Annotated in this window: 21 protein-coding genes and 1 pseudogene; 10 read left to right on the top strand and 12 right to left on the bottom strand. The window is 69.2% G+C overall.

Annotated features, from left to right (window positions below):
- Window position 1: 1 nt before the first annotated feature.
- The gene (locus ABN611_RS04235; RefSeq protein WP_350278437.1) at window positions 2-1,015 is read right to left on the bottom strand and encodes a DUF4097 family beta strand repeat-containing protein; all 1,014 of its coding nucleotides are present in this window, start codon (window positions 1,013-1,015) and stop codon (window positions 2-4) included.
- A gap of 86 nt (window positions 1,016-1,101) precedes the next feature.
- Complete coding sequence (locus ABN611_RS04230; RefSeq protein WP_350278436.1) at window positions 1,102-2,130, bottom strand: RDD family protein; 1,029 nt, start codon at window positions 2,128-2,130, stop codon at window positions 1,102-1,104.
- 80 nt (window positions 2,131-2,210) lie between these two features.
- On the opposite strand from ABN611_RS04230, the gene ABN611_RS04225 reads away from it, so the two are divergent.
- Window positions 2,211-3,206, top strand: coding sequence for a stage II sporulation protein M (locus ABN611_RS04225; RefSeq protein ID WP_350278435.1), 996 nt, complete (start codon window positions 2,211-2,213; stop codon window positions 3,204-3,206).
- Between the two features lie 53 nt (window positions 3,207-3,259).
- Window positions 3,260-4,027 carry a DUF1206 domain-containing protein gene (locus ABN611_RS04220; RefSeq protein ID WP_350278434.1) on the top strand — a complete coding sequence of 256 codons (768 nt, stop codon included), beginning with the start codon at window positions 3,260-3,262 and terminating at the stop codon, window positions 4,025-4,027.
- A gap of 47 nt (window positions 4,028-4,074) precedes the next feature.
- Here ABN611_RS04220 and ABN611_RS04215 read toward each other — a convergent pair whose 3' ends face one another.
- From ABN611_RS04215 to ABN611_RS04200, 4 genes and pseudogenes are all read right to left on the bottom strand, one after another.
- Window positions 4,075-5,661: an ABC transporter permease gene (locus tag ABN611_RS04215; protein WP_350278433.1), complete on the bottom strand. Its 1,587-nt coding sequence runs from the start codon at window positions 5,659-5,661 to the stop codon at window positions 4,075-4,077.
- Complete coding sequence (locus tag ABN611_RS04210; RefSeq protein ID WP_350278432.1) at window positions 5,658-6,554, bottom strand: ABC transporter ATP-binding protein; 897 nt, start codon at window positions 6,552-6,554, stop codon at window positions 5,658-5,660. Before ABN611_RS04210 ends, ABN611_RS04215 begins: the two co-directional genes overlap by 4 nt.
- Window positions 6,555-6,556: 2 nt before the next feature.
- Complete coding sequence (locus tag ABN611_RS04205; RefSeq protein ID WP_350281766.1) at window positions 6,557-7,015, bottom strand: hypothetical protein; 459 nt, start codon at window positions 7,013-7,015, stop codon at window positions 6,557-6,559.
- Window positions 7,016-7,030: 15 nt separating this feature from the next.
- A pseudogene (locus ABN611_RS04200) lies at window positions 7,031-7,150 on the bottom strand (TetR family transcriptional regulator); the annotation flags it as partial.
- A gap of 1,444 nt (window positions 7,151-8,594) precedes the next feature.
- On the opposite strand from ABN611_RS04200, the gene ABN611_RS04195 reads away from it, so the two are divergent.
- Genes ABN611_RS04195 through ABN611_RS04175 form a run of 5 tightly spaced genes read left to right on the top strand, consistent with a single transcriptional unit; the run spans window position 8,595 to window position 14,266 of the window.
- Window positions 8,595-10,391, top strand: coding sequence for an ABC transporter substrate-binding protein (locus tag ABN611_RS04195; protein WP_350278431.1), 1,797 nt, complete (start codon window positions 8,595-8,597; stop codon window positions 10,389-10,391).
- 7 nt (window positions 10,392-10,398) lie between these two features.
- Window positions 10,399-11,421 (top strand): ABC transporter permease, encoded by a 1,023-nt coding sequence (locus ABN611_RS04190; protein WP_350278430.1) that lies wholly within the window; start codon window positions 10,399-10,401, stop codon window positions 11,419-11,421.
- Window positions 11,418-12,302 (top strand): ABC transporter permease, encoded by an 885-nt coding sequence (locus ABN611_RS04185; protein ID WP_350278429.1) that lies wholly within the window; start codon window positions 11,418-11,420, stop codon window positions 12,300-12,302. Before ABN611_RS04190 ends, ABN611_RS04185 begins: the two co-directional genes overlap by 4 nt.
- Entirely contained in the window at window positions 12,302-13,261 is a 960-nt protein-coding gene (locus ABN611_RS04180) for an ABC transporter ATP-binding protein (protein WP_350278428.1), read from the top strand. Before ABN611_RS04185 ends, ABN611_RS04180 begins: the two co-directional genes overlap by 1 nt.
- 3 nt (window positions 13,262-13,264) lie before the next feature.
- Complete coding sequence (locus ABN611_RS04175; RefSeq protein ID WP_350278427.1) at window positions 13,265-14,266, top strand: ABC transporter ATP-binding protein; 1,002 nt, start codon at window positions 13,265-13,267, stop codon at window positions 14,264-14,266.
- 11 nt (window positions 14,267-14,277) lie between these two features.
- On the opposite strand, the gene ABN611_RS04170 is transcribed toward ABN611_RS04175, so the two are convergent.
- Window positions 14,278-14,529, bottom strand: a complete 252-nt coding sequence (locus ABN611_RS04170; protein ID WP_350278426.1) for an amphi-Trp domain-containing protein — start codon at window positions 14,527-14,529, stop codon at window positions 14,278-14,280.
- 73 nt (window positions 14,530-14,602) lie between these two features.
- Between ABN611_RS04170 and ABN611_RS04165 the strand changes: the two genes are divergently transcribed.
- Both ABN611_RS04165 and ABN611_RS04160 read left to right on the top strand, forming a co-directional pair.
- Window positions 14,603-14,944, top strand: coding sequence for a metalloregulator ArsR/SmtB family transcription factor (locus ABN611_RS04165; protein WP_350278425.1), 342 nt, complete (start codon window positions 14,603-14,605; stop codon window positions 14,942-14,944).
- Window positions 14,937-15,740, top strand: a complete 804-nt coding sequence (locus tag ABN611_RS04160) for a VOC family protein (protein ID WP_350278424.1) — start codon at window positions 14,937-14,939, stop codon at window positions 15,738-15,740. The genes ABN611_RS04165 and ABN611_RS04160 overlap by 8 nt, the downstream gene beginning before the upstream one ends.
- Window positions 15,741-16,060: 320 nt before the next feature.
- Here ABN611_RS04160 and ABN611_RS04155 read toward each other — a convergent pair whose 3' ends face one another.
- The 5 genes from ABN611_RS04155 to ABN611_RS04135 all read right to left on the bottom strand — a co-directional run bounded on the left by ABN611_RS04155 (window position 16,061) and on the right by ABN611_RS04135 (window position 21,112).
- The gene (locus ABN611_RS04155) at window positions 16,061-17,353 is read right to left on the bottom strand and encodes a DUF58 domain-containing protein (protein WP_350278423.1); all 1,293 of its coding nucleotides are present in this window, start codon (window positions 17,351-17,353) and stop codon (window positions 16,061-16,063) included.
- Between the two features lie 7 nt (window positions 17,354-17,360).
- Window positions 17,361-18,332: a MoxR family ATPase gene (locus tag ABN611_RS04150; RefSeq protein WP_350278422.1), complete on the bottom strand. Its 972-nt coding sequence runs from the start codon at window positions 18,330-18,332 to the stop codon at window positions 17,361-17,363.
- Window positions 18,329-19,471 (bottom strand): DUF4350 domain-containing protein, encoded by a 1,143-nt coding sequence (locus tag ABN611_RS04145; protein WP_350278421.1) that lies wholly within the window; start codon window positions 19,469-19,471, stop codon window positions 18,329-18,331. Before ABN611_RS04145 ends, ABN611_RS04150 begins: the two co-directional genes overlap by 4 nt.
- Window positions 19,468-19,965, bottom strand: coding sequence for a DUF4129 domain-containing protein (locus ABN611_RS04140; RefSeq protein ID WP_350278420.1), 498 nt, complete (start codon window positions 19,963-19,965; stop codon window positions 19,468-19,470). The genes ABN611_RS04145 and ABN611_RS04140 overlap by 4 nt, the downstream gene beginning before the upstream one ends.
- Before the next feature lie 127 nt (window positions 19,966-20,092).
- Window positions 20,093-21,112, bottom strand: a complete 1,020-nt coding sequence (locus ABN611_RS04135) for a hypothetical protein (RefSeq protein ID WP_350278419.1) — start codon at window positions 21,110-21,112, stop codon at window positions 20,093-20,095.
- A 277-nt stretch (window positions 21,113-21,389) separates the two neighbouring features.
- On the opposite strand from ABN611_RS04135, the gene mtrA reads away from it, so the two are divergent.
- Window positions 21,390-22,067 carry an MtrAB system response regulator MtrA gene (mtrA, locus tag ABN611_RS04130; RefSeq protein WP_141859693.1) on the top strand — a complete coding sequence of 226 codons (678 nt, stop codon included), beginning with the start codon at window positions 21,390-21,392 and terminating at the stop codon, window positions 22,065-22,067.
- Window positions 22,068-22,083: the final 16 nt, after the last annotated feature.

Here is a 22,083-nt window from a genome sequence, read left to right as displayed (position 1 = left end):
GTCAGTAACCGCGGGAGTTGTTGGCCGAACGTCCCGGCATCGCCTGGTTGTACTGACGCGAGCCATCGTTCTGGTGCAGCGGGCGGGCGGCCGCGGGCCGCGGGGAGCTGGCCCGGCCAGTCATCGAGGTGGCCTGGGCGTTCAGGTTCTGCTCCACCTGGGCGTTCTCGGCCGTGATGGTCGCGTTGCCCGACATGGAGCTCGCCCGGACGATTCTGGGACCGTCCCCGTGCGGTGCCGTTACGTGCACCCGCGCGTTGCCGGACATCGAGTTGGCCTGGGCGGATCCGCCGGCGAACTGCTGGATCTGCACGTCCCCGCTCTGCGACTTCGCGTTCACCTGCCCCTGCGCCCAGCCGATCCTGATGTCGCCGCTCTGCGTCTTGGCGTCCAGGTCCTGCACCCAGTCGACGGACACGTCACCCGACTGGCTGTCGGCGCGGACGGTCCATGCGGCGTCCACCGACACGTCCCCGGACTGCGTCCGGGCGTCGACCGTGCTGAGGCCGTCGGCCTCGATGTCGGCGCTCTGCGTCCGGGCACTGAGCGCGCTGCCCGGCGGCACGACGGCGGTGATCTCGATCGGTGACGCCGCCGGCGTGACGTTGACCCCGGAACCGTTGCCGTTGATCTGTACGCCGTTGACGGTGATCGGGCCGTTGTAGCCGGAGATCTGGATGCCGTTGCGGCCGGTGCTGATCGAGCCGCCGCTGATGTTGCCGATCGTCATTCCGCCGCCGCGACCGTTGATCACAATCCCGTTGCCGCTGATCGTCGTGCCGCCGTTCGACGGACCGCTGACCTTCGCCGACAGGACGCCGTCGCGGTTCTGCGTCAGCGTCGCGCGCTGCACAGCTTCGGCCGACGTGCCTTCGGTGTCGCGGGTCGAGACGACCATCGTGGCCTGTTTGCAGTTGGGGTCGACCCGGACCGTCACCTTGCCGGCGGCTTGTAAGAGTTCGGTGTCGATGGTGACGGGCCCGGCTGTGGCTGCCATGAGTTCCCGACGGGTCAAGAGAGTTCTCCTCGCGCACTTGATGACATGACGCACCCCCTGCTGCGCGCCCGACTATAGGAGGCGGCGGGGGTCCTCCCGGCCGGCTAGGAGCGGTAGCCGGGTTCGTTGCTGCCGGGGGCCGCCCAGCCCTGGGCGTTGACGGCTGCGGGGCGGGCCTCCGTCTGCGGAGCGGGCGGCGCGAACGGCCCAGGCGCCGGGGGAGCCGGCGGGAGGACGCCGTACGGGCTTGGCGGCGCGAAAGGCCCGGGCGGAATCGCGTACGACGGCACACCACCCACCGCCGTCCCGGGTTGCCCGAACGAACCCGGCCCGCCCGGCTGCCCATACGGGCCGAAGAGGCCGGTGTGGGTGGGGCGTTGGGTGGCTAGGCGGTGGAGTTCGCGGCGGCGGCGTTCGGCAAGGACTGCGGAGAGGTACGCCGGGGCGATGATCGGCGCCGGTGGTGCCGGGGCGGTGACGGCGGCTACTCGGGTGGCGAGGGCCTCGCCGAGGGCGAGTTGCGGGCCGGGGAGGAGTTCGGTGTAGCGCGCGAGGTAGTCGCGGGCGGCGTTGGCGAGTTCGTCGGACAGCCGCGACAGCTCCAGCGACTGCGCCCACTGGACCAGGTGACCGGGGACGAACAGCGGCGGCGACGCCATCGGCTGGTGCCGTTCGCGGATGACGACCGTCCCGGCGACCATGTCCCCGATCCGCTTGCCCTGCTTGTTCATCAGGCTCGCCACGATCCCCGGACTGGCCGCGAACCACGGCGCGAAGTCGACGAAGAACCACATCAGCGTCCGCACCAGCGCGTGCCGGAACCGGATCGAGCTGCCGTCGTCGCGCACCACCTTCAGCCCGAGCACCATCTTGCCGAGCGTCCGCCCGCGGGTGAGCGTCTCCATCACGACCCGGTAGCCGACCATCACGAGCAGCACCGTGATGAAGATCAGCGCGACCGCCAGCGCCTCACTCGACTCGGTCCCGAACAGGAACCCGGCCAGCAGCGAGATCAGGACGATCAGTACGACGACCTGCAGTACGACGTCGATCGCACACGCCAGCGCCCGCGTCGGCATCCGCGCGATCCGTACCTGGAGGACGACCGCTTCACCGGTGACCAGCTGAGACACGTCGTCGCCCCCCTCCTCCGTAGACACTCGGTCCGGCTAGTCTGCCAGCGCAGGGAGCCAGACGGGTCGAGGAGGTGGCAGTGGACGTAGAGGCGTTCGTCTCGGTGCACCAGCCGCAGTGGGACCGCCTGGCGTACCTGACCCGTCGCCAGCGCCGCCTGTCCGGTGCGGAGGCCGAAGAGCTCGTAGTGCTGTACCAGCGTGTCGGCACCCACTTGGCCGCCCTGCGAGCAGCCGGCGCGGACCCGGTGTCCATCGGCCGCCTGTCCGGGCTGATCGCGGACGCCCGCGGAGCGGTGACAGGTGCTCAGGCGCCCGTCTGGCGCGACATCTCGAAGTACTTCCTGGTCAGCTTCCCGGCCGCGCTGTACGCGTCCAGACGCTGGTGGATCACGATCGGCCTGCTGTTCTACCTGGTCGCCGCCTGGGCTGCGTGGCGGGTGCTCGCGCACCCCGAGGTGGTGGACTCGATCGCCACACCGGCGCAGATCAAGCAGCTCGTCGAGCACGACTTCGAGGCCTACTACTCGGAGAACCCCGCGCAGGACTTCGCGCTCCGCGTGTGGATCAACAACGCCACGATCAGTGCCGCCGTACTGGCCCTGGGCATCCTCCTGGTCCCGTCGGTCTTCGTGCTCTGGGACAACGCGCTCAACCTCGGATTGAGCGCCGGCCTGATGATCAGCCACGACAAGGGCGGCCTGTTCTTCAGCCTGATCACGCCGCACGGTCTGCTCGAGCTGACCGCGGTGTTCATCGCCGGCGCGGCCGGGCTGCGGCTCGGCTGGTCCTGGGTCGTGCCCGGCGCGCGGACCCGGATGCAGGCGCTCGCCCAGACCGGGCGCGCGACCATCGGGATGGCGATCGGGCTCGCGGCGGTCCTGCTCGTCACGGGTCTGATCGAAGCCTTCGTGACACCGTTCCTGCCCGGCGCGGTCCGCGTCACGATCGGCATCGTCGCCGAACTGGCATTCTTCACCTACGTGTGGACCCTCGGCCGCCGTGCGTACCGGCAGGGCGAGTACGGCGACGTCGAGGAGTCGGAGCGCGAGGCGACGGCACCGGTCTCCGCCTGACGGTCTCCGCTGACCGTTCCGCCTGACCGTTTCCGGGGTGGGCACTTTCAGGTGTGAGCACCGCCCAGGAAGTGCGTTACAGCCGTCCGTACGAGGTTGCGATCACCGTCGGCCTGATCGCGTACGGCGTCGTCCATCTGCTGGTGGCGTGGATCGCCCTGCAACTGGCGTTCGGGAGGTCGTCGCAGGAAGCGTCGCAGGACGGCGCGCTCCGGGAGTTGGCCGGCCAGCCGCTCGGCGGCGTACTGCTGTGGGTCGTCGCGATCGGTCTGTTCGCGCTGGTCGTCTGGCGGGCGGTGGAACTCGTCTGGGGGCACCTCGACTTGCAGAAAACGCTGTCCTCGATCGGCCGCGGGCTCGTGTATCTGGTGCTGGGGGTGAGCGCGGTGCGGGTCGCACTGGGCGGCGGCGGGTCGAGCAGCGGGGAGCAGCGGACGATCTCGTCGCGGCTGATGGCGCATGGCGCGGGCCGGGTGCTGATCGTCGCGGTCGGGGTCGCGATCATCGCGCTCGGGTGCTACCACGGCTACAAGGCGATCACGAAGAAGTTCACCGAGGACCTGGTCGGCGGCGTCTCCGACGGGACGGTGCTGCTGGGACGGATCGGGTACTTCGCGAAGGGGATCGCGTTCGTGGTCGTCGGCGGGATGTTCTGCTGGGCGGCGATCAGTTACGACCCGCGGAAGGCCGGTGGCCTCGACGCCGCGCTGCACACGATCAAGGACCAGCCGTCCGGACCGGTCCTGCTGACTGTGCTGGCGGCGGGCATCGCGGCCTTCGGCGGTTACTGCTTCAGTTGGTCACGTAACGCCCGCCGCTGAGCGTCGGGCGTACGCCGGTCGGTCGGGCCTACGCCGGCAGGTCGGGCTCATGCCGGCAGGTCGCGGCGGCGGAGGCCGATCAGACCGGCGAGGCTGACGACGGCCGCGATCGCGAGCAGGGTGATGAACGGCGCCGCCGACACGGATCCGCCCGGCAGCGACGGAAGGTGCGTGAACGGCGAGATGTCGCGGATCCAGCCCGCGGTCGCCACCCCCGCGCTGACCAGCCCGATCAGGATGCAGATCGCGGGACCGGCCCACGACACCATCGAAGCCCGCGGGAAGAACCCGAAGATCGCGATGGCGATCGCGGCCAGCACCCACACGGCCGGCAGTTGGGCGAGCGCCGCACCGATCAGCCGCGGCAGTTGACCGCCCACGTCCCCGATCGCCACGCCGTACGCCAACCCCTCCGCCACACCGGCAGCCAGCAGCGCGACCGCCGGTCCGAGCAGACTGAACACGAGGTGGCTCGCGGCCCACTGCCACCGGCTCGTCGCCGTCGCCAGCACCGGCTCGGCGCGTCCGCTGCTCTCCTCGACGCGCATCCGGAGCGTGGCCTGGACGGCGTACGCCGACGCGATCAGGCCGACCAGCGACATCACGCCGGCCAGGAACGAGTCGATCAGCCCGGCCGCGCCACCCATCCGCTGGAACATTTCCTGGATGCTCGGGTCGTCACGCATCAGGTCGCCGACACCCTCGGCGACACCGCCGAACAGCAAGCCCAGCAAGGCGAACCCGGCAGTCCACGCGACCAGCAGCCCGCGGTGCAACCGCCACGCCAGCGCGAGCGGCGAGCCCAGTTGCCCGTCTGCCGGGCCGAGTCGATCGGGCAGGATGCTGCCGCCGACGTCACGTCGCACGGCCAGCGCGACTGTGATACCAATCAGCAAGATCGTTGCTGCCAGCATCAGTACTGCGAGCCACCAACGGTTTCCGGAAAACGGTTGAATGTGTTGCGCCCAGGCGATCGGCGACAGGTAGGAAAGCCGCGCGAGCGGACCGTCCGTGTGGGCGCTGGTGTCCCCGGCGGCGCGCAGTACGTAGGCTGCTCCGAGCACGCCGATCGCGATGCCGCGCGCGGCGCCGGCGCTCGCGGTCAGTTGTGCGGCGACCGCACCGACGGCGGCGAACAGGAAACCAGTGCCGGCGTACACGGCTCCGAGTGCGACAGATCCGGCCAGCGGCAGGTCCTGGCTGTGCATGCCGAGGGCAAGCAGTACGCCGAGGAATACGTTTGCGGAAAGAACTGTGACGAGCGCTGCGGCCAGTTGTGCGTGCCGCCCGACAACGGTTGCCCCGAGCAACTCGCGACGCCCGGACTCCTCTTCGACCCGGGTGTGCCGGATCACCGTGAGCAGGCTGATCAGCCCGACCATCACCGGCACGAACCCGAGCCGCCAGCTGACGAACTCGCCCAGGCTCGGCCCGGAAAGCTCGCCGTACAAGGTGATGAAGCCGGCGTTGCTCGCGTACTGGATGCGCGACTCCGGCGTCGGGAACAGGTCGCCGTACTCCTTGACGTAGCTCACCGAGATCGCCACCAAGAGCAGGATCCACAGCGGCAGTACGACGCGGTCGCGGCGCAGAATCAGCCGGATCAGCCCGCCCGTGCCGGCGAGGCTCGTCATTTCACGGCCTCGGGTTCGTACAGCCGCAGGAACAGTTCCTCCAGCGACGGCGGCTGGCTGACCAGACTGCGGACACCGATTTCCGTCAAGCGGCGCAGTACCGGGTTGATCTCGTCGGTGTCGACGTCGAACCGGACGCGGCCGTCGTCCACTCGCAGGTCGTGGATGCCGGGCAGCTGGGCGAGACCGTCCAGCGGGCCGACCAGTTCCGCCTGGATCGACGTACGGGTGAGGTGCCGCAGTTCGCCGAGCGTGCCGCTCTCCACGGCGCGGCCGGCGCGGATGATCGTCACCCGGTCGCACAGCGCCTCGACCTCGGACAGGATGTGGCTGGACAGCAGCACGGTCCGGCCGTCGTGCTCGCTGATCTCCTGCACGACCTCGCGGAACACCTCCTCCATCAACGGATCCAGACCGGAGGTGGGCTCGTCGAGCAGCAGCAGTTCGACGTCGGACGCGAACGCGGCGACCAGCGCGACCTTCTGCCGGTTGCCCTTCGAGTACGCGCGCGCCTTCTTCCGCGGGTCGAGGTCGAACCGCTCGAGCAGCTCGGTCTTGCGGCGCTTGTCCACGCCGCCGCGCATCCGGCCGAGCAGGTCGATCGCCTCGCCACCGGACAGGTTCGGCCACAGCGTCACGTCACCGGGAACGTACGCGAGCCGCCGGTGCAGCGCGGTCGCATCGGTCCACGGATCGCCGTCGAGCACCGTCGCCCGGCCGCCGTCCGCGCGGGTCATTCCGAGCAGGATGCGCAGGGTGGTGGTCTTCCCCGCGCCGTTCGGGCCGAGGAAACCGTGCACCTCACCGGTTCGCACCGTGAGGTCGAGACCGTCCAGGGCGTGCGTGCGCCCGAACCGCTTGACCAGACCTTCCGTGCTGATCGCAGCCGGCATGATCACTTCTCCTGAGTGTCGACGTTGTCCTGGGGGAGCAGCGGGATCGTGAAGACCTCCATGAGGGCCTGGCCGATCCGGTTGTACCCCTCCGGGGTGGTGATGTCCTGGCCGAGCGCCTTCGAGACCTGGTCCCGGAACACGAACACACTCAGCTTGATCGCGGCCAACGCGGCGGCGTACCCGCGCCGGTCCTTGGGGTTGATACCGAACGTGGTGGTCCATTCCTCCACGGCGTCCACCCCTTCGAGGAAGAACGCGGTGGCGGTCGGGGAGCCGTCCATCATCGACCGCACGATGTAGAGCTGCAGCGGAAACGCAACGGGATGCAGCGCCAACGGATCGAGATTCTTCAGCTCCCGCCCCTGCGTGAGCTCGGCCCCGATCTGCAGCATCCGCTCCTTCGCGTAGGCGTCACACGCTTCCCGCAACGCCTCCTTCGACCCGAAGTGATGCCGCACCAGCCCCGACGAAACCCCCGCCTCCGCCGCAATATCCCGAATCGAAGCCCCTTCGATCCCCCGCTCCCCGAACAACCTGATAGCCGCATCCCGAATCCGAGCCCGCCCCGTCAGATCCGCCACGTCCCGATCCATCCACCACTCCTCTCCTACACACAAAAGCAAACTACTACACGATCGTGTAGTCAAGCTGTTGCGGTGGCTGGTGGGTAGTGACGGTGGATGCGCTCAACCCACGCCTGCTCCGCGGGCACATCCTTCGTCGCTCCACTCCTCAGCCCACCCACTCCTCAGCCCACCGGCGCCTCGGCCCACCGGCGCCTCGGCCCACCGGCGCCTCGGCTCACCCGCGCCTCGGCTCACCCGCGCCTCGGCTCACCCGCGCCTCGGCTCACCCGCGCCTCGGCTCACCCGCGCCTCAGCTCACCCGCGCCTCAGCCCACCCGCTCCGCCCCTCCCATCCACCCCGCGGGCTTAGCGCCCGGACCTTCTGTTCCGGCTGCCCGGCCGGATTCTTGCGGCTGACGCCAGTTCTTCCGGCTGCCGCCTGGATTCCCGGCTGAAGCCGGGCGTTGAGAGCTGCCGCCCGCGGGCGACTCCCAGGTCAGCGCGCCACCAGGGCCAACCGGGGAGACGAAGCCTTCCCGGAAGCGCCGCGAGGCCTGGCGAGCGTTGTTACCGCGCGGAGTGCGTCGGTCGCGATGCACCCCGCGTCACCTCGGTCTCCCCGAGAGGACCTCGGCCTGGCCAAGGGTCAACCTCCACATCCGATCCCGACGCGTTCTACCCGGTCGCATGACTAGGCGTGTACCGATGAACGGGTAGTGGTCGCCCCCCGCGAGCGCCGGTAGGCGTGCCGCAGTTGTAGCGGCGTCCCGCGGATGACACCACTACCCGTTCTTCGGTACGCACCGTCGCCTCCCGGACATGCACGCGGCACAAGCCCGACGGGCCCGGCGAACGATGCAAAGTGGCTCGGCGTCGATGTCGCTTCGAAGCACCGCAGCGTGCTGGAGTGGCCTTTCTGCCCTGCGGCCGAAATGGGCGACCACGGTGGGTGCGGCCGTTCCAGGTGCCGACTACTGGTCGACGATTGGGTTCGTGCCGCAGCGGGACTTCGCGCTCACCCTGCTGGCCAACTCGGAGAGCGGGTGACGTTTGGAGCGCGCAATTGACTGCCTCATCTCCCGGTTGAGCCGCGCACGACGCCGACCTCGCAGTCGCAGGCGAGCGGCAGCTCGCAATTGGCCGGCGTCAGCCGGAACATCCGGCGCCAGCCGGAAAGAACCGGCGCGAGCCGGAAACAACCGGCGCGAGCCGGAAGGACCGGCGTCAGCCGGAAACAGACGTCCGGGCGCTAGGCCCGGGGGTGGGTGGGAGCGGGTGGAGCGGGGGCGCTGAGGAGCGGAGCGACGAAGTGGGCCCGCGGAGCACGCGTGGGGTTGACCGGTTCCTGCCGGGTTCGCGCAGTAAGAAGATCACCGCAAGATGACAAAAGTTCGTATCTTCTTGACGGGAAGGCGGTTGCTGGTGTGGTTTCTTCCCCAAACACCAACGGCTGGGGAAGGTGGGCGGCCCGATGAGGAAGTTGTTGGCGGTGCTGGCGGCGCTGTGTTTGCTGGCGGTGATACCCGGGACGGCGTCCGCCGCTGAACCGGGGCAGAAGAAGGTCGTGAAGATCGGCGTGACGCAGTCGGTCGACTCGATGAACCCGTTCCTCGCCGTACGGTTGGTGACCGGGTCCATCCAGCGGATGATCTACGGGTTCCTGACGGTGCCGGACTCCAAGACGCTGCAGCCGAGCCCGGATCTGGCGGAGTCCTGGACGACGTCGCCGGACGGGCTGACCTGGACGTTCAAGATCCGCGAGGCGAAGTGGTCGGACGGGCAGCCGATCACGGCCGAGGACGCGGCCTGGACGTTCAACAAGATGATCACCGACGACGGCGCGAAGACCGGCAACGGCCCGGCGGTCGAGAACTTCCAGAGCGTCACCGCGAACGGCCAGGAGCTGACCATCAAGCTCAAGGCCCCGCAGGCCTCGATGCTGGACAACCCGGTGCCGATCATGCCCAAGCACGTCTGGGAGAAGGTCAAGGACATCGGGAAGTACGACGCCGAGGTCTACCCGACGGTCGGCAGCGGGCCGTACGTCGCGGTCGAGCACAAGAAGGACCAGTTCGTCCGGCTGGAGGCGAACCCGGACTACTGGCGCGGCCGGCCGAAGATCGACGAGCTGCAGCTGATCTTCTACGACAACCCCGCGGCGTCGATCGTCGGCCTGAAGAAGGGCGACATCGACCTGATCGGCCGGCTGAACCCGCCGGACTTCGAGTCGCTGAAGGGCGACGACAACATCGTCCAGTGGAACACCCAGGGCCGGCGCGCGACGTACTTGCAGATCAACCACGGCGCGACGACCAGTGACAACAAGCCGATCGGCGACGGGCACCCGGCGCTGAAGGATCCGAAGGTCCGCACGGCGCTGCACCACGCGATCGACAAGCAGAAGCTCGTCGACGAGGTCCAGGGCGGGCTGGCGAAACCGGCCGACGGCTCGATCATTCCGCCGCTGTACAAGGACTACTTCTGGGAGGCGAGCGGCGACCGGAAGATCGGCTTCGACATCGCGAAGGCGAACAAGATCCTCGACGACGCCGGTTACAAGAAGGGCCCGGACGGGATCCGCACGATGCCGGACGGATCCCGGAAACTGCAGTTCCGGTTCAGCATTCACACCGACACCCCGATCGAGGACAAGCTGTCGGAGTACCTGACCGGCTGGCTCAAGGAAATCGGTGTCGCGCTGACCACGAAACGGCTCGACTCGAGCAAGTTCAGCGAGGAAACCGGTACGACGGCGCTGTTCGACATCGCGATCAGCGGCTGGTCGGTGAACCCGGACCCGGAGGAGGTGCTCGCCACGCACCTGTGCAGCCGGCGGCCCACGGCCTCCGGTGAGGGCGGCGGTACCGAGTCGTTCTACTGCGACCCGACGTACGAGAGCCTGTACCAGCAGCAGCAGAAGGAACTCGACCGCGGCAAGCGCGCCGACATCATCAAGAAGATGGAGGAGCGGCTCTACACCGACGCGCCGGTGATCGCGCTGTACTACCCGAACGACCTCGAGGGCTACCGCAAGGACCGGATCGCCAGCATCACGCCGATCCCGGAGGACAAGGGCCTGCTGTACGGCGGTTCGGGCTACTGGCCGTTCTACACCGTGGAAACCGTTTCGAAGGACGGCGCCGCGACCGAGAGCGGCGGAATGAGCACCGGTCTGATCGCGGGTGTCGCGGCGGCCGCGGCCGTCGTACTGATCGGCGGGTTCTTCGTCCTGCGACGCCGTCAGGGCGCGGCCGACGAGCGCGAATGACGGTGTCATGACCGCGGCTCTCGACGAGCTCGAGCAGGCGCCGGTCCGCCATGGTCTGCTGCGGTACGCCGCGACCAAGGCGGGCGGCGCCCTGCTGAGCATCGCGATGGTGATCGTCGCGACGTTCTTCCTGTTCCGGCTGTTGCCGGGCGATCCGGTCCGGGCGCTGGCGCAGGGTCGGAACATGACGCCCGAGCAGCTGGACCTGGAGCGCGCGCGGCTCGGGCTGGACAAGTCGGTCCCGGAACAGTTCCTGCAGTTCGTCAAGCAGACGCTGCAGTTCGACCTCGGGGTTTCCTACGAGTACAAGCGCCCGGTCCTCGACCTGATCGGCGAGCGGATCGGGTCGACGCTGCTGCTCACCGGTACGGCGTTGGTGCTGGCCGTGAGCCTCGGTCTCTGGCAGGGAGCCCGCGCCGGCTGGAAGCCGGGGAGCCGCTTCGACAAGGTGTCGACGGCGATCTCGCTGGTGCTGTGGTCGGTGCCGACGTTCTGGCTCGGATTGCTGCTGCTGATGGTGTTCGCGGCCGGAATCGGTCCGATTCCGGGTATTTTCCCGACCCGCGGCAGCTCGAGCGTCGACAAGCCGGACGGCTTCGCGGGCGTGCTCGACGTCGGGCAGCACATGGTGCTGCCGTGCCTCACGCTGGTCGCCGTCGTGTACGCGCAGTACCTGTTGGTGATGCGGTCGTCGGTGATCGACGAGGTCGGCCAGGACTACATCACGACCGCGCGCGCGAAGGGCCTGCGCGACGACGACGTACGGCGGAAACACGCCGTTCCGAACGCGCTGCTGCCGACCGTGACGCTGGTGTTCATGCGGATCGGGTTCGTGGTCGGGGGCGCGGTGACCGTCGAGGCGATCTTCAGCTGGCCGGGGCTCGGACAGTTGTTCTACGAGGCGATCCGGGTGCCGGACTTCACGTTGATGCAAGGAACGTTCCTGCTGATCACGGTTTCCGTGATCGTGATGAACACGCTTGCCGACGTGGTCTACCACGTCCTCGATCCGCGGGTGAGGTCGGCATGAGCAACGTTTCCTGGGTACGCCGGCGACGGTCCGCGGAACGGTTCTGGGCGGATTTCCGCACCCACCGGGCCGGTCTCGCCGGGCTGGTGATCCTCGCGGTGGCCGTGGTGCTGGCGCTGATCGCGCCGCTGTTCATCGATTCCGGCGTGACGAACGTCGTTTCCGGAACCGGCGAGAAGATGGCGCCGCCGAGCCTCGACGCCCCGCTCGGCACCGACGAGTCCGGGCGGTCGGTGCTGCTGATGATCTGGTGGGGTTCGCGGACCTCGCTGCTGATCGGTTTCCTGGCGGCCCTGCTGAGCATGGTGATCGGGACCGTGCTCGGCATCGCGGCCGGGCATTTCCGGGGCTGGGTCGGTGCGGTGATCCTGCGGGTGACCGACTGGTTCCTGGTGTTGCCGTCGCTGGTGACGGCGCTGGTGCTGGCGGCGATCCTGGGCGGTTCGACCGCGACGATCATCGTCGCGATCGGTGTCACCTCGTGGCCGTCGACGGCGCGGCTGATCCGGGCGCAAACGCTGGCCGTCGAGGCCCGCCCGTACATCGAACGCTCGCTGGCGCTCGGCGCCGGGCACTGGCACATCACCACCCGGCACGTGCTGCCGAACGTCGCCCCGTTGCTGCTCGCGAGTACGACGCTGGAGGTCGCGAGCGCGATCGTCACGGAGTCGACGCTGGCGTTCTTGGGCGTCAGCGCGAACAAGACCTCGTGGGGCACCATGCTGCGCGGCTCGTACGACTGGGGTGCGGCGACCGCCGGAGCGTGGTGGTACATCCTTGTTCCCGGGTTGTGCATCGTCATCGTGGTGATGGCGTTCACCTTGTGTGGAAGGGCTTTGGAGACCGTGCTCAATCCCCGGCTGCGGACCCGGGCGGTCTGATGCTGACCCTCGACGAGCTGTCCGTGACGTATCGGATCGACGGCGGGCGGAAAACGCGCGCCGACGACGTTCCCGCCGTACGCGGCGTGTCGCTGGAACTGGCGGCCGGTGAGGCCGTCGGGCTGGCAGGGGAGTCCGGGTCCGGGAAGTCCTCGGTGGCGCTCGCCCTGCTCCGGCTGCTGCCGCGGTCGGCGGTGGTCGGCGGGCGGGTGCTGCTGGACGGCGAGGACGTGCTGACGATGAAGTGGGGCCGGTTGCGGGCCGTGCGCTGGTCGTCGGCTTCAATCGTTTTCCAGGGCGCGCAGCACGGACTCAATCCGGTACGACGGATCGGCGACCAGATCGCGGAACCGTTGCTGGTGCACAAGCTGGCGTCCGGTGCCGCGGCCGAGGCGCGGGTGCGGGAGTTGCTGGAGCAGGTCGGACTGCCGGCGTGGCGGGCGCGCAGCTATCCGCACGAGCTGAGTGGTGGCCAACGGCAACGGGTGATGATCGCGATGGCACTCGCGTGCTCGCCGCAGCTGATCATCGCGGACGAGCCGACGACCGCGCTCGATCTGATGGTGCAGGCGCAGGTGCTGACGCTGATCCGGCAGCTGATCGCGGACCACGGGATCTCGCTGCTGATGATCTCGCACGACCTGTCGGTGCTCGCGGACATGTGCGACCGGCTGGCGGTCATGTACGCGGGCCGGCTGGTGGAGGTCGGGCCGGCCTCCGGTGAGTTCCGGCATCCGTACAGTCAAGCGCTTGCCGCGGCGTTTCCGACGGTCGGTGATCCGGCGTCACGGCTCGCTCCGCGCGGGCTCGCGGGCGATCCGCCGGATCCGCAGGAACTGCCCGGTGGGTGCGCGTTCCATCCGCGCTGCCCGGTGGCGCTCGAGTCGTGCGCGAGTACCGACGTACGGCTGCGGGTGTCCGGTGACCGGGCGGCCGCCTGTGTCTTGGTAGGGGAGTGACTCTTGCTAGAGGCAAATGATCTGTACGTCGAGTTCGCCGGGCGCGGCGGGCGGCGGGCGCGAGCCGTCGACGGCGTCAACCTGTCGGTGGGTGCCGGCGAGATCGTCGCACTCGTCGGCGAGTCCGGCTGCGGCAAGACCACGCTGGCCCGCACTCTCCTGGGACTCGAACGGCCGACGTCCGGCCAGATCAGGTACGACGGCACGCCCCTGACCTACAACGGCCGGGCGCTGAAGGCTTTCCGCCGCCAGGTCCAACTGATCCTCCAGGACCCGATGGGCTCGCTGAACCCCCGCCACACCGTCTACGAAGCCGTAGCCGAGGGCTTACGCATCCACCGCTTGCCCAGCAAGTACACTCCCGCTGCGACGTCACGGGACAACGCCCTCGGGACTGCTGGTGGGGCTGGGGTGGTTGATGAGGAGGCGTTGGTTGCCTCGGCGTTGGGGCGGGCTGGGTTGCGGCCTGCGGAACGGTTTTTCCAGCGGTTTCCGCATCAGTTGTCGGGTGGGCAGCGGCAGCGGGTGGTGATTGCGGGGGCGCTGGCGCTCGACCCCAAGGTGCTGATCGCGGATGAGCCGGTGGCTTCGCTGGACGCCTCGGTGCGTGGGGAGATTCTTTCGCTGTTGCTCCGGTTGCGGGACGAGCTGGGGTTGTCGGCCTTGGTCGTCACCCATGACCTCGGGCTGGCCTGGAACATCGCCGACCGGGTGGCCGTCATGTATCTCGGGCGGATCGTCGAGTCCGGTCCGACCGAGGACGTGCTGACGAATCCGCAGCATCCGTATACCCAGGCGCTGCTCTCGGTGCTTCCCGAGTCGCCGGCGCGGATCGTGCTCAGCGGGGAACCGCCGGACCCGACCCGCGTCCCGAGCGGCTGCCGGTTCCATCCCCGTTGCCAACTGGTGGCCCAGGGCAACGGATCACCGGCCTGTGACACGCAACCCCTGCCGATCCTTCCGGCGGGCGAGGCCCATCAGGTTGCGTGCCACCTGCCGCGGTGAAGACCGGCTGATCAGACCGCGTCGTCGTCCTCGGGTTCCTCGTCGGTGTCGGCGAGGGCCCACTTCAGCTGGAACTCGATTTCCTCTTCGTCCTCGCCGCGCTCGTGCTCGACGCTGATCCGCGCGTTCTTCGGCACCGTGAAACGCTCGCCGGCGACCTGGATCCGGAACGGCTTGCCGGACTCCAGCGCGTCCGCGAGCCGCCGCAGCTTGGCCGCGAAGTCGGCGACCGAGTAGTCCTTCTCGACATCTCTCTCACTCATGCGGCCCATCCAATCAGCCGAGAGGTTCTTCCAACGGTTGACAATAGTTAACAACTGGTAGAACTATTCAGGCATGGCGCAAGATCAGGTCGACCGCTTCTTCGAGGTGCTCGCCGATCCGACCCGGCGGCACGTCGTACAGCTGCTGGGGGAAGGACCGCGGCGGGCCGGGCAGCTGGCCGCGGCCACCGGGGCGTCGTCGCCCGCGATGAGCCGGCACCTGCGGATCCTGCTCGAGGCCGGCCTGGTCGCCGACGAGCGGGTCCCGGACGACGCGCGGGTCCGCGTGTTCCGGCTCAACCCGGAGCCGGTGGTCGCCGTGCAGGCCTGGCTCGACCAGGTGCAGGCGCACTGGCGGGACCAGCTGGGCGCCTTCAAACGGCATGTCGAGCAGAAGGGGAAGTCCGATGACTGAACTGCCCACCTCCGTCGAGGTCGCTGTCGAGGTCGGCGTCGACCCGGCCACCGCTTTCCGGGTGTTCACCGAGGAGATCGACCTGTGGTGGGTCCGCGGCCCGATCAACTTCTGGGACTCCGCCCGCGCGGTCGAGGTGCGGATCGAACCGGGCGTCGGCGGCCGGATCCTCGAGGTGTACGCCGACGACGCCCTGGAGCGCGGGGTGATCACCGCGTGGGAGCCGGGCGTGCGGTTCGAGTACCGGAGTTCCACCGACGACACGGAAACCACTGTCACGTTCGATCCGATCGCTGCCGGAACACGTGTGACCGTCGTCGAGGCGCTGGTTCCCGGCGGCACCGAGGCCGTCTACTCGTGGCGGAACGTGCTGCACTGGTTCCCGGCCTGGCTCGACCGTCGCGACTCCGCGCCGCGGACGCCCCGTGAGGTCGGCCGGCTCGCGATCGCCTTGTCCTACGAGGATCCGGCCGCGGCGGCCCGCTGGCTGCACAAGGTCTTCGGTCTGGAGTCGTGGGACCGCGTCCCCGAGGAAGGCCAGCAGCCGTCGTGGATCGAGCTGCACGCCGGCACGAGCTCGATCATCCTGCTCCGCCGTACCGAACCGGGAGGGCCGTCCGCCGACCACGCCACCTGGGTGTACGTCGACGACCTCGACGCGCACTTCGCGCGTACGCAGGAAAACGGTGCGAAGATCGTCCAGGAAATCCACCAGTACGGCTATCGCTCGTACGAGGCCGAGGACCTCGAAGGCCACCGCTGGACCTTCCTCCAGGCACGCCCCACCATGCCGTGACCAAACAGCCGCTGACCGAGCAACCGCTGACCGGCGGCCGGCTGACGCCCGGGGTGGTGCGTGTCGGCGACACGGTACGCCGCCCCGCGTCGGACCGCTCGTCCTTCACCGCGAACCTCCTGCGACACCTAGCGGAACACGCTTTCGCGGCGGCCCCGAAGTACCTCGGAAAAGACGATCAGGCCCGCGACATCCTCACGTTCCTAAAAGGTTCGGTCCCCACCAGATACCAGCGTTGGAACGACCAACAGATCGCCGCAGCCGCGGCCGTCCTGCGGTCGTTCCACGACGCGACCCGAGGCCAGGCTCGCCTGAACAACCTACAAGCGGCCGGCCTTCTTCAGGGCCAGGTAGGTGTCGGCCAAGGTGGGTGCGATCTGCTCCGGAGGCTCGTCGACCACAGTGACGCCGGCGCGGGCCAGGGTCGCGGTGAGCCGCTCCCGGTCGAGGCGGGTGCGCGCAGCAGACGCCGCGTTGTACACCTCCAGCAGATCCGACCGCGCCGCCTCGAGCTCGGTCAGCCGCGGATCGGCAACAGACGCCAGCAGTACGACGTGACGCCGCAACAGCGGCCCGATGACCGGCAGCAGCGACTCCTCGATCGCAGCCGGATCCAACCCGGTGAGCAGCACGACCAGCGACCGCTGACCCAACCGCTCGAGCACCTGCGACACGACGATCCGGAAGTCGGTCTGAACCAACTCAGCCTCGACGTTCGCCAACGCGTTCACGAACGACGGCAACACGTCCTCCGGCGCAGGACGTCGTACGTCGGCTCGCACCGCCGAATCACACGCCAGCAACGACACCCGGTCACCAGCACGCGTAGCGAGTGCAGCCAGCAGCAGCGCCGCGTCCATCGCGTGGTCCAGCCGCGGCGCGTCCCCGACACGGCCCGCGGACAGCCGCCCGGAGTCGATCACGATGGCCACCTGCCGGTCCCGCTCCGGCCGCCACGTCCGCAGTACGACGTTTCCGCGCCGCGCCGTCGCCCGCCAGTCGATGCTCCGTACGTCGTCCCCGGGCACGTAGTCCCGCAGCGAGTCGAACTCGGTACCCTGCCCGCGCACCAGCAACGCCGTACGCCCGTCCAGCTCCCGCAACCGAGCCAGCCGCGACGGCAGGTGCTTCCGGCTCTTGAACGGCGGCAACGCCCGCACAGTCCACGGCACCTGATGCGACCCCTGCCGACCTGCGAACCCCAGCGGCCCGATCGACCGCACAGTCACCCGGACCGCCTGCCGATCGCCCCGCCGCGTCGGCACGAGATGCGTGGTCAGCCGACGCCGCTCACCCGACGGGAGGTCCAGCTTGTGCGGCGGATCGAGTACTCCGGCCGACGGCGGCCAGGCGTCCCGCAGCAACCCCCGCACCCGACGGCCCGGATTGGTAACCAGCAGGTTCACCACAGCCTGTTCGCCCAGCCGTACGGCGTTGTCGCCCTCACGACTGAACTGCAGCCGCCGCGGCGACCCAGCCAGTACTACGTCCAGCAGACACACCACCAGCACCGCAGCAACGACCACACCGATCCCGGACCACGACGGCATCACCACGGCAACGAAGACGACGCCGGCCGCGGCCAGCACTCCCGCCCGCCCCGTCAGCACCATGAGGAGCTCACCGTGGCACCGGAACCGTAGCCAGCACGCTCTCCAGTACTGCGTCCGCGCTAACGCCCTCCAGCTCCGCCTCCGGCCGCACCTGGACCCGATGCCGAAGGCAAGGACGCGCCATCGCCTTCACGTCGTCCGGAATCACGTAGTCGCGCCCCGACAACCACGCCCACGCCCGCGACACGGCCAGCAGCGCAGTAGCTCCACGCGGCGACACCCCGAGCTGCAGCGACGGCGACTGACGCGTGGCACGACACAGGTCCACGACGTACGCCAACACGTCCTCCCGGACCGCAACCCGCCGTACGGCGTTCTGTCCGGCCACCAGGTCCTCCGGGCCGGCCACCGGCCGCAGACCAGCCGCGGCCAGGTCACGCGGATCGAAGCCCTGCGCGTGCCGGGCCAGCACGGCGATCTCCGCATCCCGCGGCGGGATGTCCAGCGTCACCTTGAGGAGGAAGCGGTCGAGCTGCGCCTCGGGCAGCGGGTACGTGCCCTCGTACTCCACCGGGTTCTGCGTGGCTGCCACGACGAACGGCACCGGGAGCTTCCGCGGCTCGCCGTCCACGGTGACCTGCCGCTCCTCCATGGCCTCCAGCAACGCCGCCTGGGTCTTCGGCGGCGTCCGGTTGATCTCGTCGGCCAGCAGGATGTTGGTGAACACAGGTCCCGGCCGGAACTCGAACTCGCTCGTCTTCGCGTCGTACACCAGCGACCCCGTGACGTCACCCGGCATCAGGTCGGGCGTGAACTGCACCCGCTTCGTCTCCAGCCGCATCGCCGTCGACAGCGCCCGCACCATCAGCGTCTTCGCCGTACCCGGGACGCCCTCCAGCAGGACGTGGCCCCGGCAGAGCAGCGCGAGCACCAGCGCGGTCACCGCGGTGTCCTGGCCGACCACCGCCTTGCCGATCTCGGTCCGTAGCGCGACCAGCGCCTGCCGGGCCTGCTCCGCGGTGACCTCGGTAGTCGTCACGGGTGTCGTACCTCCTGCGTCAGTACGTCGAGTTCCTGGGACAAGGACATCAGTGCGGCGTCGGTGAGCGGCGGCAGCCCGTACAGCAGCTCGTACAGCATGGCCGGGTCGCGTCCGGTCCGTGCGGCGACCGTAGCTACCACGGCCGCCGGTTCCGCCCGCCGGGGGATGCCGTGCGCCTTGTGCAGCTGGCCGAGCGCCGACTCGCGCAGCGCGGCCGCAGCCCGGTCGCGAGCTCTGGAACGTCGGTAGAGCCGTGCCCTGCCCTCAGTGGTCTCGGCAGCGTGCACGATCACCGGCAACCGCTCGGCCACGACAGGACCGAGCCGACGCCCTCGCCAGATCGCTACGACCAGTACGGCGAACGCGAGCGCCCAGGCGATGTAGCGGACGTCCGGGGGGATCAGTGGCGGGCCCTCGTCCTCATCGGGCCCGTTGTACGTCGACTCGTACTGCGGCAGGTACCAGGTCAGCTCCTGGTGCGTGCCGATCAGGTTGAGAGCCAGCGCCGCGTTGCCGTCGTCCGCGAGCTGGTCGTTGGTGAACGACGCCGGCGTGCCGACAACGTCGACGGTCCGGCCGTCCACCTCCAGCCGCACCACGGTGTGGTTGATCCCGTTGCCGTAGCAAGTGATCGCACCTTCCGGAGCGGAGTACGTCGGCCCGCCGACGGTGACGGTGCCGGCCTTGACCGCTGCCGGGAGATCGCAGCGCGCCTCACGGCTCCGGGACGCCAGCGAGTCGCCCGTCGACCGCACGCCCGGCGCGAGCGCGGACAGCGCCCGGCTGCCCGGACGGATCAGGATGACGTGGCTCCACCGCGCGTCCGCGATCCGGCGCCAGTCGGACTCGTTCAGCGAACCAGAGGGCCCGATGAGGAGCGCCTTGCCGTCACCTGGCCGTACGGCGTCCTCCAGCGACTCCGTGCTGTGCACCTCGACGTTGTGGTTCTCCAGCAACGCAGCCAGGGCACGTGCCCCGCCTGACTCCGTGGAGTCCGGGCTGAAAGGCCCTGACGTCCGGGCCGAGGTAGCGATCAGCAGGCCGATTGCGGCGAGCACGATCAGTCCTGTGACCAGCAGGGGCGTCCGCAACGCCCGCCAGCTCTCACCAACGCTCTGCGCGACCGACGTACTCATACGCTCACCCGGGCAGTCCGTGCGGCGTCGTCGGCAGCCACTACAGCGGCGTACCGCTGCGGCGTCCCCGGACGGTTGCCGTAGACAACCTCCGTGAACACCAGGGCGGCCGGCTGCAGCACTTCACGCAGTACTGGCGCCGCTTGCGACGCGTCGGCGACCACCTCGTACGCCGTGCGGCCCGGCCGCTCGTCCAGCACGGTCCGCTCGGTCAGCTCGGCCACGCACGCCCGGAAGCGACTGCGGATCGCCTGGGCGAACTCACCGGACGCCGCCTCCCGCTCAGCCTGCGCACGGTACTCCGCTGCGCGCAGCGGACGGGCGGTGTCGAACACGGCCTGGGACTTCGTCTTGTGGCTGGTACGCAGGACACCGGCCCGCCAGAGCACCACGACCACGATCAGCAGCAGCAGACCGATCAGCATGGCCAGACCGGCGTGGCCGTTCGGCGAGGAGCCGTTGAGGCTGTCCAGCAGTTCGGTGATCCACTCCATGACCTTGCCGAAGGCCCGTTCGATCAGCGACCCCGAGTCCCGGTACGCCGACTTGGACAGCTCCTTGGCCGCCTCCTCGGCGGCCTGGTCCCGGCCGATGTCGACCGGGGCTCCAGCGGGAAGAGCATCACGCCGGCTCCCTGGACCACAATGCGGGCCGCATCCACAGGTCGAGCCCTTCCCGCCGGACCCGGAGGTCCAGGTAGATCAGGGCCTGGACGGCGGACATGAACGCCAGGCTCGCGATCAGCGTCATCAGCGTCGCGACGGCCACCGCGACCCCGAGCACGATCGTCACGACCGTCGCCGCGGTGCTGTCGTCGGCGCCGGCCCAGCCGCTGACCGTGATCAGCAGCGCGCTCGCCCCGAACTGCAGCGCATACCCGATGATGTTCACCACCAGCCCGCCGAACAGCAGGATCCCGAACACCCGCCAGAACTTGCCCTTGACGAGCTGCCACGACCGTCGCAGCGCGCCCCACACACCGACGCGCACCGGGATGTACAGCCCGATGTCCGGCGCATGGCGGCCCTCCATCAGTACGACGGTCCCGGCGAGAACCAGGCGGATACCGAAGATCAGCACGAGCACCCCGCCCACCAGCATCATCACCAGCGCTGCGGCGCCGGCCGCGTCGGAGGACACCGCAGCGTCCGTGCCGGCGCCGATACCGAGCACCGCGAGCCCCCAGCCGCCGATGAGCAGCATGAACGACAGGGACTGCATCAGCCCGACAGCAGCGAGTGCCGGCAGCGCAGGCCGTACCAGCCGCATCAGCTCACGCGGACCCGCCCGGTGCGCCAGCTGCGTCCGCACAGCAGCCAGGGCGATGATGCCGGCCAGCATGCTCGAGACCACCGAGAACAGCACGACCTGCACGCCGTACGTCAGCAGCAACGCCGCACCTGCCTGGCCGAACGGGTCGTCAGCGCCGAAGAACCCACTGACACCACCTGGTACGGCGACCTCGGTCAGCGCCGCCTGCACCGCGACCAGCGCGATCCCGGCCAGCACCGGCAGGCCCAGCATGATCGTCTTGTTGTCCGCGATCGTGCGGGCCGCGTTGTCGAGGAGATCAGCGGGCAGCCACGGCCGCAGCGGCTCGGCCGCCACGTCGTCGTGCAGCGTCATGTCCCGGTCGCCCACCGTGCCTCCTCTCCCGCTGACTGTCCGGCTGAATGCCCGGCTGAACCGTCGTACCGGCCGGTCCGTGAGTTGTGGTGAACCCCGGACGTGCACCATGATCACAGCCCAACTCGGGGTCACACGGCGATCCGGCGTGTGCACTACCGGGGGAATGGGACACTATCCGTAGTGCGTACGGCCTGGCACCCGCCGCGCGCACACCGATCGGCCGGGATCGGCGAGGATCGGGATGGACCGGACGGCAAGGAGCTTGGGCGTGGCAGACGGTAACCGGACGATGCGGGGCCGCATCCTCATCGTCGACGACGACACCGCGTTGTCGGAGATGCTCAGCATCGTGCTGCGCAACGAGGGCTACGACACCTATCTGTGTGCGACCGGTGACAAAGCGGTACCGGCGTTCCGCGAGTTCAAGCCCGACCTGCTGCTGCTCGACCTGATGCTGCCCGGGATGGACGGGATCGACGTCTGCCGCGCGATCCGGGCCGAGTCCGGCGTTCCGATCGTGATGCTGACCGCCAAGAGCGACACGGTGGACGTGGTGCTCGGGCTGGAGTCGGGTGCCGACGACTACGTGGTCAAGCCGTTCAAGCCGAAGGAGCTGGTGGCCCGGATCCGGGCCCGGCTGCGCCGGATGGACGAGCCCGGTCCGGAGTCGCTGACGATCGGCGACCTCACCATCGATGTCGCCGGCCACTCGGTGAAGCGGGCCGGCGAGACGATCCAGCTGACGCCGCTGGAGTTCGACCTGCTGGTCTGCCTGGCGTCGAAGCCCTGGCAGGTGTTCACCCGCGAGGTGCTGCTGGAGCAGGTCTGGGGGTACCGGCACGCCGCCGACACCCGGCTGGTCAACGTGCACGTCCAGCGGCTGCGCTCCAAGATCGAGAAGGACCCTGAACACCCCGAGATCGTGGTCACGGTCCGCGGTGTCGGATACAAGGCTGGTGCGGACTGATCGAGTACGGTCGCGG

The sequence above is a fragment of the Kribbella sp. HUAS MG21 genome, from assembly GCF_040254265.1.
Classification (GTDB): domain Bacteria; phylum Actinomycetota; class Actinomycetes; order Propionibacteriales; family Kribbellaceae; genus Kribbella.
The sequence above is the reverse complement of the archived record's forward strand: the minus strand, read 5'-3'. Positions and strand labels throughout refer to the sequence as shown.